Annotated in this window: 8 protein-coding genes; 7 read left to right on the top strand and 1 reads right to left on the bottom strand. The window is 44.2% G+C overall.

The features are described from left to right. Positions 1–781: IS3 family transposase (locus tag ACVBDU_RS04130; RefSeq protein ID WP_447178419.1), on the top strand; the 781-nt coding region annotated here is incomplete at its 5' end. A gap of 225 nt (positions 782–1,006) precedes the next feature. After that, on the top strand, positions 1,007–2,248 hold the full coding sequence (gene rocD / locus ACVBDU_RS04125) for an ornithine--oxo-acid transaminase (RefSeq protein WP_447178515.1): 1,242 nt from the start codon (positions 1,007–1,009) through the stop codon (positions 2,246–2,248). 249 nt (positions 2,249–2,497) lie between these two features. On the opposite strand, the gene nhaA is transcribed toward rocD, so the two are convergent. Then, entirely contained in the window at positions 2,498–3,820 is a 1,323-nt protein-coding gene (gene nhaA / locus ACVBDU_RS04120; protein WP_447178514.1) for a Na+/H+ antiporter NhaA, read from the bottom strand. A gap of 477 nt (positions 3,821–4,297) precedes the next feature. Here nhaA and pyrG point away from each other — a divergent pair, with 477 nt between their 5' ends. The 5 genes from pyrG to ACVBDU_RS04095 all read left to right on the top strand — a co-directional run bounded on the left by pyrG (position 4,298) and on the right by ACVBDU_RS04095 (position 13,611). Then, a complete protein-coding gene (gene pyrG / locus ACVBDU_RS04115) occupies positions 4,298–5,932 on the top strand; it encodes a CTP synthase (RefSeq protein WP_447178513.1) in 1,635 nt (544 codons plus the stop codon). A gap of 108 nt (positions 5,933–6,040) precedes the next feature. Then, complete coding sequence (yidC, locus tag ACVBDU_RS04110; RefSeq protein ID WP_447178512.1) at positions 6,041–7,909, top strand: membrane protein insertase YidC; 1,869 nt, start codon at positions 6,041–6,043, stop codon at positions 7,907–7,909. Between the two features lie 119 nt (positions 7,910–8,028). Then, positions 8,029–9,216, top strand: coding sequence for a tRNA 2-thiouridine(34) synthase MnmA (gene mnmA, locus ACVBDU_RS04105; protein ID WP_447178511.1), 1,188 nt, complete (start codon positions 8,029–8,031; stop codon positions 9,214–9,216). A gap of 68 nt (positions 9,217–9,284) precedes the next feature. Beyond that, positions 9,285–10,226, top strand: coding sequence for an NAD(P)H-dependent flavin oxidoreductase (locus ACVBDU_RS04100; protein ID WP_447178510.1), 942 nt, complete (start codon positions 9,285–9,287; stop codon positions 10,224–10,226). Positions 10,227–10,569: 343 nt separating this feature from the next. Further along, positions 10,570–13,611: a SusC/RagA family TonB-linked outer membrane protein gene (locus ACVBDU_RS04095; protein WP_447178509.1), complete on the top strand. Its 3,042-nt coding sequence runs from the start codon at positions 10,570–10,572 to the stop codon at positions 13,609–13,611. The last annotated feature ends 4 nt before the right edge of the window (positions 13,612–13,615 follow it).

Here is a 13,615-nt window from a genome sequence, read left to right as displayed (position 1 = left end):
CCACCAGGAACAACTCCGGGTTAGGAATAGTGTTCTGGAAGGCGCAAGGGAGCTTCGTAAGGGCCATCCTCGGCTGGGTTGTAGGAAGCTCTATGCGGAGCTCAAGCCTACCGGGATGGGTCGGGACAAGACCGAGGCCTTATTGCTGAGTCATGGCTTTAGGTTAAAGCGCAAGCGCAACCGTTACCGTACCACTTATGGGGGGAAGCATTGGTATCCTAATCGGATCACTGATTTACAACTAACCGGGATCAACCAGCTTTGGGTGAGTGATATTACCTATATCGCTGTATCGGCTAAGAAGCCTTATTACCTGACCTTGATCCTGGATGTGTACAGTAGGAAAATCAAAGGCTGGAGTTTGTCAGCCACCCTGACCGCAGAGGATACTATAGTTGTAGCTTATAGGGAAGCCCTGGCCACGACTGCTAAAACCGAACGGAAACAACTCATATTTCATTCGGATAAAGGCAGCCAATACGTTTATAAGCGATTAGCTGAGTTACATACAGAAAATCAGGTACAGCCTAGCATGGGCGGTAAAGCCTGGGAGAATGCTCATGCAGAATCTTTAAACGGCATATTAAAAAATGAATATATCGATTTTGACCACTCCCATATCAGTTTAAAACAAGGGAGAATATTGATAAAAAAAATCGTAGAAAAGTACAATTATCAACGTCCACATGGTTCACTAAAAAATATGAAACCTGTAGAATTTGAAACCTTTGTTCAGGGGTTAACCCCTGAACAAAAACCGAGATTTAAGATTAATTATTAACCAGAAAAAAGGCAACCATATTCAGGCATGCCCAAACTTGTAACCTATAACTGAAACTTGTAACCTGGAACCTGAAGCCTGGAACTATTTCTAATTTTTTAATGCGTTTGCCCTGATATATATTGGTGAATTCGTTTAACTTTTCCTAATTTGCACTATAATTGGATGATTTCTCTCCTTTAAAGAAGGAATGGTAAAGTTTCACTTGGATTAAATCAGTTAATAATGAATATTGCAGAACAACTAAGCTCACAGGATGCTATTAAATTGGAGAATGATTACGGAGCGCACAATTATCACCCTTTACCGGTTGTTCTAAGTAAAGGAGAAGGAGTGTATGTGTGGGATGTGGAAGGCAAGAGGTATTACGACTTTTTGTCCGCGTATTCCGCAGTAAATCAAGGGCATTGTCATCCTGAGATTATAGGCGCCCTGATAGAACAGTCACAGAGGATTACCCTTACTTCAAGAGCTTTCTATAATGATATGCTGGGAAGGTTTGAAAAATACATTACGGAATATTTCGGTTTCGATAAGGTTTTACCTATGAACACAGGTGCGGAAGCCGTGGAAACTGCTATAAAAATTTGCCGTAAATGGGCATACGAGAGAAAAGGAGTGGCAGAACAGGAGGCTAAGATAATCGTATGTGAAAACAATTTTCACGGGAGGACCACAACCATAATATCTTTTTCTAATGACGAAGGAGCAAAGAAAAACTTCGGGCCTTACACGCCGGGTTTCCTGAAAATACCTTATGACGATACGGATGCTTTGGAAAAAGTCCTGAAGACGGAAGATAACATAGCAGGGTTTCTCGTAGAACCGATACAGGGAGAGGCCGGGGTTTATGTGCCGTCTGAAGGATATCTTAAAAAAGCTGCCGAACTTTGTAAGGCACATAATGTGCTCTTCATTGCCGATGAGATCCAGACCGGGATAGCGAGAACGGGAAAATTACTCGCGGTTCATCATGAAAATGTAAAGCCCGATATCCTTATTCTGGGAAAAGCTCTTTCCGGAGGTGCTTACCCCGTGTCTGCCGTACTGGCTAATGACCCGGTGATGGAAGTTATAAAGCCCGGCCAGCACGGATCTACTTTTGGGGGAAACCCGGTAGCTGCTGCTGTTGCTATGGCGGGCCTTAAGGTAGTGGAAGATGAAGGACTTGCCGATAATGCGGCGGAATTAGGAGATTTCTTCCGGCAGGAACTGAATAAATATATCGCAGGTTCCGGTATAGTTAAACTGGTTCGGGGAAAAGGACTGTTGAATGCTATTGTCATTAACGATTCCGAAGAAGGGGATACCGCCTGGAATATATGTGTTGCCCTGAAAGAAAACGGACTGCTTGCAAAACCTACCCATGGTAATATTATACGTTTTGCACCTCCTTTGGTAATAGATAAAGAACAATTGAAAGACTGTATTCGTATTATTACAGAAACTCTGAAGGAGTTCGAATAATCTATCGACAGGATACCGGAAAATAAAAGCGGGTAAATTTTAATTTACCCGCTTTTATTTAGAGCATGTTTAAAAAGGATTGATTGTAGCGAAAAATGATGATTTTTGTTCCATATGAAGGCTTTTTTGAGCTGCATAGCCGTAGCTATGGGGCGAGAAAAAGACAAAATATGGGGCAAAAAGGGCATTTTTTTAGCCAATTGAATTCTTTTTAAACATGCTCTTATTATTTTGATGGAAATAGAATAATTATTTCGTTTGTTTTATACTTTTCAGCAGGAAATAACCGATAGTTCCCGCGATCATTGATGCGGCAAAAATACCCATTTTAGCTTCGAGGATGTACTCTTCCGCATTAGTTTTAAAGGCTAGTTCCGTTATAAATAATGACATGGTGAAACCAATACCGGCCAGTAAAGCCACACCGTAGATATGTCTCCAGGTGAGGTCGGAAGGGAGGGAGGCGATCTTGAGTGTGGTCATGAGTTTCGTAAAGCCGACCACCCCGATAAACTTACCTACAACCAATCCGAGAATAATACCTATACTCACATTACTGGTAATGTTATGCCAGAAATCTCCGGTGAAAGTAACCCCTGCATTAGCTAGTGCAAACACCGGCATTACCACAAAACTCACCATGGAATGCATGGAGTGTTCCAGGCGTTGCAAAGGAGTGAGAGCTGCTTTGGAGTAGATCCTGACCTGCTCCAGCACATGCTGCTGTTGAGGGGTTTTTAGTCTTTTTGTACGTCCTTCCAGGTTGTCGTACTCATCGATCAGGCTTCTCAGTTTTTCTACGTACTTTTTATCTTTTACCTTAGAACTTGCAGGAATGGTGAATGCTGCCAATACTCCGGCGATAGTGGCGTGGACCCCGGAAAATAGGAAAGCCAGCCACAGTCCGCCGATACCTATAATGCCATAAAATACAGGAGCTCTTACACCCAGGCGGTTAGCTGCCAGGAGCATCAGGAGAAACACACCTCCTACGATAAGACTGTTGGTGTCTATATTGGAAGTATAGAACATGGCGATAACCAGTACTGCGCCAAGGTCGTCAGCAATGGCAAGTGCCGTTAGAAATACCTTTAAGGATACCGGAACCCTGTCGCCCAGCAGGTATAGAATACCCAGGGCAAAGGCGATGTCTGTGGCCATGGGGATCCCCCAGCCTCCTACAGCATTGGAGTCATGATTAAATATAAGATACACGGCAGCAGGAAAAATCATTCCTCCCAGAGCGGCCATTAATGGTAAGATAGCTTTTTTTGGTCTGGATAATTCTCCGGCTATCATTTCGCGCTTTAACTCCAGCCCCACTACAAAAAAGAAAATAGCCATAAGGCCGTCATTTACCCAATGGTGTAGGTTTCTCTTGACCTCAAACGTATCAAACCTGAGAGCAAATTCGTGTTGCCAGAAATGGTGGTAAGCTTCTTTTAAAGGAGAATTGGCAAGTATCAATGCAACTACCGCAGATAAAAACAGGACCACACCTCCGGTAGTGGATTTGTTAATAAACCTGCTCATGGGGTCAATCAGGAGCTTGTCAATAGGAGTTTTTTTCATATAAAAATTTAAAATAAGTTCTGTACCCGCTTGGTCTGAATAACATGTAGTTAAAAGAAGCTAAGATAGGATTTATGGCCTATTTTTTCAACAAATATCAAAAAAATCGGTTAAAATGACAACGGCTGTTTGTGTCGTACACTCTAATATTCTAGTATTCAAATAGTATGCGGTACGGTTAATGTCCGGGCTTAAAGAGAATGCAGTAACGGGAAATGTTTTTTACAAAGAAATACCTTTTTGTTTCTGTAGGAAAAGAAACTTTAAATCTTTTAATAAATCCACATGGAATGCTGATACGATGATTATAGTCGTGTGTAGAGACAGAACGGATAGTACTGAGCCTATGAGGTGTTACAGTTTTTTCTTTCAGGGAACTATATGAATCTTATGTGTTATTATCCTTGTATGGTATAGGTAGTTCTTCGTATTTTTGGCGCGTCGAAAAAGAGCAACACAACAAACGGATTAAATCACATGGCAGACACCAAGTATATCTTTGTTACGGGAGGGGTTACCTCTTCATTGGGAAAAGGAATCATAGCGGCTTCACTGGCAAAACTGTTACAGGGCAGGGGGTATAAGGTAACGATCCAGAAACTGGACCCTTATATTAATGTTGATCCCGGAACACTGAACCCTTATGAGCACGGGGAATGCTATGTTACGGATGACGGAGCGGAAACCGACCTGGACCTGGGGCATTATGAACGTTTTCTGAATGTAAGGACTTCCCAGGCCAATAATGTTACCACAGGAAGGATATACCAGAGTGTTATTGAAAAAGAACGAAGAGGGGAATTTCTGGGGAAGACCGTGCAGGTGGTACCTCACATTACCAATGAAATAAAAGAACGCATACAAATTCTGGGTAATTCCGGGGAGTATGATATTGTGATTACCGAGATAGGAGGTACTGTAGGGGATATAGAATCCTTACCTTATATAGAGGCGGTAAGGCAACTTATGTGGGAACTCGGCGATAACAACGGGATTGTAATACACCTTACCCTTGTACCGTTCCTGTCCGCTGCCGGGGAATTAAAGACCAAGCCCACACAGCATTCCGTAAAGACTTTAATGGAAAGCGGAATAAAGGCCGATATTCTGGTGTGTCGTACAGAACACGACCTTTCGGACGATCTTAGGGAAAAACTGGCTTTGTTCTGTAATGTGCGCAGAGAAGCGGTAATACAGTCTATCGATGCATCCACTATATATGATGTGCCCAAACTGATGCTGGAAGAAGGGCTGGATAAAGTAGCCTTGAAGAAACTGAATCTACCGGAAAAAAATCACCCCGACCTGGAAAAATGGGAGGCTTTTCTCGAACGGCACAAAAATCCGAAGCACGAAGTAACCATTGGATTAGTAGGTAAATACGTAGAGTTACAGGATTCTTACAAATCCATTCTGGAAGCCTTTATCCATGCCGGGGCAGAAAATGAAGTAAGAGTTAAGGTAGAGACCATACACTCCGAATACATAGATGAAGCTACTATAAAGAATAAAATATCCCACCTGGACGGAATACTGGTAGCGCCGGGATTCGGAGAAAGAGGGGTAGAAGGGAAAATAGATACGGTACGATATGCCCGGGAGCACCACATACCTTTCCTGGGAATTTGTCTCGGAATGCAGATGGCCGTTATAGAATTTGCCCGTAATGTATTGGGATTAAAAGATGCCAATTCCACAGAAATGGAACAGGACACACCTTATCCGGTAATAGACCTTATGGAAGAGCAGAAAGAAATTACGGATAAAGGCGGGACAATGCGTTTGGGAGCGTGGAAGTGCATACTGAAAGAAAACAGCCTGGCCCGGGCCATATACGGAGAGGAAAGTATAATGGAAAGACACAGGCACCGGTATGAATTCAACGATAAATATAAAGAACAGATAGAAGCTGCCGGGTTGAAAGCTACCGGGTATAATCCGGATACCAAACTGGTGGAAATAGTGGAATTACCCGAACATCCGTGGTTTGTAGGAGTACAGTACCACCCGGAATACAAAAGTACGGTGGCCAGCCCGCATCCGCTCTTTGTGGCATTTGTAAAAGCAGCGTTACAATATAAAAAGGAAAAAAACAGTGCCACTTTGGCATAGTAATGCTATTTGGGGGTATTTTTGTGTCCGTTCCCGGAACGGCCCGAATATCCTGAAAAGCATTATTTTAGGAGGTTCGCTGTGTAATATTAATTTATAAAAGAGTACATGGAAGAGAAGAAGTTGGATACCAGTTCCATTATAGGGTTTGTTCTGATAGGAGCTATTTTAATCTGGGTGATGTACAACAACCGTCCTTCGGAAGAAGAGATAGAAGCTCAGAAAATCCGGGAAGAACAGGTCCAAAAAGCAAAACAAAAAGAAGAAGAAAAAAGTGTCGCCGATTACGAAACCGAAGCGCAAAACCTTACGGATTCTACCACTTTGGCCAATTATACTAAAACCCTGGGCGCTTTCGGATACTCTGCTACCCTCCCATCTGCAAAAGAAGGGGTAACCGTACTGGAAAATGATCTGGCTTACTTTGAGATCAGCAATAAAGGAGGGCAGATCGTAGAAGCCAGGCTGAAAGATTTCCATACCTACGATTCGGTTCCGGTATACCTGGTAAAAGACGGAAATGCCGCTTTCAACCTTTCCCTGGGCACTTCAGATAACAGGACCCTGAATACGCAGGATATGTATTTTGAACCTTCCCTCTCTGCAGACGGGAAAGTGCTGTCCATGAAACTGAAGGCATCCGGAAACCAGTTCCTGGAATACAGATACGAACTGAACCCGGAAGATTATATGGTGGATTTCACCATTCGCTCCCAGGGACTGAACGGGGTGCTTAACAGTGCACAACCGGTAAAACTGGACTGGAAACTAACGGGAATCCGCCATTCTAAAAGTATTACCTACGAAAACAGGTATACCAGGCTTACCTATCAGTATAGAAACGGAGACAAAATATCCAAACTGAGTCCCGGAAGCGATGATACGGATACCGAAGAGAACGTTACCTGGGTATCCTTCAGGCAACACTTTTTCAGTTCCATACTCATTGCGGATAAACCTATGGAGAAAGTGGAACTTTCCTCCAAAGACCTCGTGGAAGAGGAAAGCAAGGAAGCCAAATGGACAAAGTCATACAGAATGACTACAGATCTGCAGCTTTCCGGTGGGGAGATCAACAGGAATATGTCCTGGTATTTCGGGCCTACCGATGTGAAGATATTGAGTAAATATGAAGGACTGAACCTGGACGATTCCATTCCTTTCGGATGGGGGATCTTCGGGTGGATAAACAAATATGTATTTACACCACTGTATACTTTCCTCAGTTCTTTCCTGCCTTACGGAATGGCTATAATTGTAATGACCATTTTGGTTAGGCTATTGCTTTCTCCGGTAACTTACAAGTCTTACTTGTCACAGGCCAAGATGAAAGTACTTCGTCCGGAAATTACCGAAGTAAACGAGAAATACAAGGACGATGCCGTGAAAAAGCAACAGGAAACCATGAAAATATACAACAAAGCCGGCGTAAGTCCGCTTAGCGGATGTATACCTGCGGTGTTGCAGTTGCCTATTTTTTATGCACTGTTTATGTTCTTCCCCACCGCTTTCGCGCTTCGGCAGAAAAGTTTCCTTTGGGCGGACGACTTGTCATCATACGATACTATAGCGGAACTACCTTTCAAGATCCCTTTTTACGGAGATCACGTAAGTTTGTTCCCCATACTGGCTTCCATAGCCATACTTATATATATGATGATGACGACAGGACAGAGCATGCAGATGCAGCAGCAACCCGGTATGCCTAACATGAAATTTATCATGTACCTGTCGCCTCTGTTCATGCTGATCTTTTTTAACAACTATGCGAGTGGATTGAGTTTGTATTATTTTATATCCAACCTCATTACCATATTTATCATGCTGGCCATTAAGCATTTTATCATAGACGAGCAGAAGATACACGCCAAGATACAGGAGCAGAAGAAAAAGCCGAAAAAGATGAACCGTTTCCAGCGAAAGATGCAGGAAATGATGGAAGAAGCACAGGCGCAGCAAAAAGGTAAAGGAAAGTAATATAGCAATATATACGACCGTTAACCGAAGAGGCGCAGCATTAAACTGCGTCTCTTTGTTTTTTGTAATTTTGCAGGGTAAAAACAAATACTCTGCCAAGAGAGAAAGGAGTAAAACAGATGAAACGAGTAGTCGTAGGCTTATCCGGGGGAGTAGACTCCAGCGTAGCCGCATACCTGCTTAAAGAACAGGGATATGAGGTAATAGGCCTTTTTATGAAGAACTGGCACGATGATTCCGTGACCATTTCCAGGGAATGCGAATGGGTGGAAGACAGTAACGATGCCATGATGGTAGCGGAGAAACTGGGAATACCCTTCCAGACCGTAGATCTCAGTGCCGAATACAAAGAACGTATTGTCGATTACATGTTCGGGGAATATGAAAGAGGGCGTACCCCGAACCCGGATGTCCTGTGTAACCGCGAGATAAAGTTTGATGTATTTCTGAAAATAGCCCTCCGCCTTGGAGCGGATTATGTGGCCACCGGGCATTATTGCCGTAAGGATGTTGTAACCCGTGACGGAAAGGAAATATATCGTTTACTGGCCGGCAAGGACGACAATAAAGACCAGTCCTATTTTCTTTGCCAGCTTTCCCAGGATCAGCTTTCCAGGACATTGTTTCCCATAGGCGAACTCACCAAGCCGGAAGTTCGTGAAATAGCGGCAAGAGAAGAATTGGTCACTGCCGGGAAAAAGGACTCACAGGGACTTTGTTTTGTGGGGAAGGTTCGTCTACCCGAATTTTTACAGCAAAAATTAAAGCCAAAAGAAGGGGTTATCGTAGAAGTACCTGCTTCCAGTGAGAGTTATAAAAAAGAAGTACGGTACTTTGACAATAAAGAAGAAGAGCTGGCTTACAACGCCCGTAAGGTCAATTATGTGAAGACCGATGGCAAGATAGTAGGCAAACATCAGGGAGCACATTATTTTACCAAAGGACAGCGCAAAGGACTTAATGTGGGAGGAACGGTGGAGCCTTTGTTTGTTATTGATACCGATGTAGAAGAAAATGTCATATATACGGGACAGGGAAAAGATCACCCCGGACTTTTTCGCAGGGCACTTTTTGTTATCAGCGATGAAGTACATTGGGTTCGCGAGGACCTTGCGTTGCCTTTGGACGGAACCATGAAAGTGAAAGCTCGGATACGTTACAGACAACCCCTTCAGGAAGCGACCCTTTACCAGGTGGACGGCGGATTGTATGTGGATTTCGAAACCCCGCAGAGCGCCATTACCGAAGGGCAGTTCGTGGCGTGGTATGTGAATGACGAACTGATAGGTTCCGGTGTAATATCGTAATAAAAAAATGTAGAGGGATACGGCCGTATCCCTGGGATTTTTGTAAAATATTATTTCCCCGTATATATATGGAAAACAGGATTACACAACTGTTCAATATAAAATACCCCGTCATACAAGCCGGGATGATATGGGCCAGCGGGTGGAGACTGGCTTCTGCATCCAGTAACTCCGGTATCCTGGGGCTTCTCGGAGCCGGGTCTATGTATCCTGAAGTATTACGGGAACACATCAGAAAATGCAAAAAAGCAACGGATAAACCGTTCGGAGTCAATGTACCTATGCTGTACCCGGATATTGAGAAGATCATGGAGATCATAGTGGAAGAAGGTGTGAAGATCGTTTTCACTTCTGCCGGAAATCCCAAAACCTGGACGCCTTATTTAAAAGATCACGGAATTACGGTTGTTCATGTAGTGAGCAGTGTAAAGTTTGCCCTGAAGGCGCAAGACGCAGGAGTAGATGCCGTAGTTGCCGAAGGCTTTGAGGCCGGGGGGCATAACGGAAGAGAAGAGACCACCACCTTTACGCTTATACCTATGGTGCGGGAAAAAATATCCGTTCCCCTTATAGCTGCAGGAGGGATTGCAACCGGAAGGGGAATGCTGGCCGCTATGGTATTGGGGGCCGATGGCGTACAGATTGGCAGCCGTTTTGTTGCCAGTGAAGAAGCCTCCTCTCATGCTTATTTCAAACAAAAGGTTGTGGAAGCCCGGGAAGGAGATACCCACCTCACTCTGAAAGAACTCGCCCCGGTGAGATTGTTGAAAAACAAGTTCTATACGGATGTGCAGCAACTTTACAGCAAATCTCCCTCCGTGGAGGAATTGAAAGAACTTTTGGGTAGAGGCCGAGCCAAAAAAGGAATGTTTGAAGGAGACCTGGATGAAGGAGAACTGGAAATAGGCCAGGTGGCAGGGTTGATCCATGACATAAAACCCGTATCGGAAATAATTCAGGATATAATACGGGAATTCCGGGAAGTTAAACAAGAACTTAATAGTATCTGATAAATATCCTGATTTAAACTTTAAAAAGCGATCCCGCATGGGGTCGCTTTTTTTATTGTATGGATTTACAGATGCGTAACTTTTTAACGCCAAAAATAATTTATGATATTTTTTTAAGTAAAAATTACTTATTTATAATTTATTCTTTTCTCCCTAAGTTTTCGTGCACAGATAGGATTATGATAATTATTAGGCCTTTTTATTGCATAAAAATGTTTTGGAACCGATTGTGTGGATAGAATATTTATGTATATTTACATCATATGTTCATATTGACTATAAGTAAGAAAGTGTTAAAGACAATTGTTGTGTATATCGCTTTTTAAAACCAAATCATTTTATTATGTACTTAAAACTTCTAAAAAATCAGCGTAAAGTACGGCAGGTGGTGTTTTGTTGTATACTGTTCCTTTCGGGGAGCATTATGGTATACGGGCAAAACATCACCGTGTCGGGAACGGTCTCTGATGTCAATGGTCCTTTGCCCGGGGCAAGTATCATAGTACAGGGAACCTCAAACGGAACTACTACAGATTTTGACGGGAACTATTCACTCGGTGATGTGCCCCCGGATGCTGTCTTGGAATTCAGTTATATCGGATATAAGAAAACAGAAGTAGCGGTTAACAGCCGTACAACTATCAATGTTACCCTGGAAGAAGACCTGGCCCAGCTCGATGAGGTTGTTGTAGTAGGGTACGGTACACAGTCCAGGAGAGTTGTTACCGGGGCCATCGAGTCCATAGACTCCGAAGCATTGGCCAGTGTACCGGTCACTACATCAGAACAGGCTTTACAAGGGAGGGCTTCCGGGGTTTCCGTAATAAACAGTGGTTCGCCGGGACAACCGCCGGTAGTGCGGATACGTGGATTGGGAACGATGAACAATAACGATCCTCTATATGTTATAGATGGAGTTATCGGGGGGCGACTGGCAGATGTGGATCCCCAGGATATAGAGTCCATAGAAGTATTGAAAGATGCGTCTACTACGGCTATTTACGGATCTAAAGGATCCAACGGAGTGGTGATGATCACTACCAAAAAAGGAAGGTCGGGAAAAGTATCCCTTACCCTCGATAGCTATGTAGGGACACAGTTCGTGACAAAAAAACTCGATCTGATGAATACGAACGAGTATATGCAGTTCGCAGAGGCTTTCGGCCTTCCGGAGCGGTTGACAGATCCGCAGTACACGGATATGCTGAACAGGAATACGGACTGGCAGGATGCCATCTTCCAATCCGGCCTGATGCAAAAACACAATTTTGCTGTTTCCGGGGGAAACGAGAACAGCGATTTTCGTATATCCGGGGGACTTATTGACCAGGAAGGTATTTTGCGAAATACCGGTTTCAAAAGGCATAATTTCAGGGCTAACAGTAATTTTACTTTCGGAAAGTTTAAAATAGGTGAAACGGCCCAGATCGTGTTTAATAACCAGAATCCGGAAAGTGATAGTGGCGGGCGTTCCGTTATTCGCCATGCCATACGTATGGCGCCCTATCTCCCTATATACAACCCGGCTAATCCCGGAGGTTTCCAGGGCCCTAATTCGTCAGTGGACGGACAGGATGCGGAAAACCCGGTAAGGGTACTGGAACTGCCGCAGCGGCGTAACAGGTCCGTGAATATTATCGGTGGGCTGTACGCACAGTACGAAATACTGGACGGATTGGTATTCAAAACACAGGCAGGTCTCGATTACAGGACTTTTAACAATAATGTCTTTGTACCCTCTTTTAATGACGACAGCATAGGGACTACACACACGCAGGTTTTTGCCTCTGTTGAAAAAAATTCGGGAACATTCAAATCCCTGGTATACACCAACAGCCTTAATTACGCAGCTACTTTTGCGGAGAAACACAACCTCGAGGTACTGGTACTGGCAGAAAAACAGAAGATGAGGTCTACGAATACCAATGCCTATAGCCGGAACTATATCAGTAATGATGTCAATGAGTTGACCAATACCGAATCTAATCTCAGGTCCAATTCTTCCGAGTACACACGGATAGGTTACCTGGGACGTGTCAACTATAATTACGATGAAAAATACATCCTTGCCGCTTCCATCCGCCGTGACGGATCTTCCCGTTTCGGACCTAATAACCGGTGGGGGAATTTTTACTCCCTTGCCGGGGGCTGGTTGATCAGCGAAGAGAATTTCTTTAACGTCCCCGCCATCAATAACCTCAAATTACGGGGAAGCTGGGGTACTACCGGAAATGATAACATAGCCGACTATGTTTACAATTTCACCATCATAGATAATTTTATTTACCCTATAAACGGTTCTGCAGGAATAGGCGCCTCTCCTTCCGGAGTGGCCAATCCCGATGTAAAGTGGGAAGAGACTACGATGACCAATATAGGTGTCGACCTGGGATTGTGGAATAATAAAGTTACCCTTTCTGCCGAATATTACAAGAACAAGAGCGATGACCTGTTAATGGACAGGCCGCTTCCTCCTTCCTTTGGTACACATTCCGGGATTATTACGGAGAATGTAGGTTCTGTGGAGACCAAAGGTTTCGAATTTAATCTCGGGTACAACGATTACGATGGCGACTTTACATGGTCGGCGAACCTCAACCTCGGGACCAATACCAATAAAGCCCTTTCTCTCGGAACCGTCGGAGAGATTACCGGCGCCGGTTTCGTGGCAGGGGTGGGAGATAACCTGACGCGTGTAGCCCCGGGAGAATCGCTATTCCATTTTTACGGTTTTGAGACGGACGGGATCTTTCAGAATATGGCAGAGGTCAATGCCCATGCCACACAGGCAGGAGCACAGCCCGGCGATATCCGGATGGTAGATCAGAATGGGGATGGTATTATCAATGACGAGGACAGGGTGAAAATCGGAGATCCGTTTCCGGATATAACCTTCGGTCTGAACGTCAATGCGGCTTATAAGAATTTCGATTTTAATGTCTTTATCAGCGGAACCGCGGGTAATGATGTTTTCAATACGCTTCTTTTTGACACCGAAGGTATGCAAAGACTTTTCAATGCGAGTACCAGGGTGCTGGACCGCTGGACGGGCGAAGGTACCTCCAACAGTATTCCACGCGCCCAGGGAGCTACCCTGAATACAAGGGCATCCGATCGTTTTGTCGAAGACGGATCGTATGCGAGGCTGAGAAATATAACCGTAGGATATACATTGCCGGAAGAGGTATTTAACGGTACTTTTTCCAAATTCAGGGTATACCTGAGCGGACAGAACCTGATAACCCTTGCCGGGTATTCCGGTTATGACCCGGAAGTCGGTGCTTATACCGTAACCGATGCGGCTTCTAACTTTGAAGTGGGAATAGACCGCGGTAACTATCCGCAGCCTAAATCTCTTTTCCTTGGTTTACAAGTATCCTTCTAATAGA

The organism is Sinomicrobium endophyticum (assembly GCF_052983315.1).
This window is presented reverse-complemented; position numbering and strand designations above follow the sequence as displayed.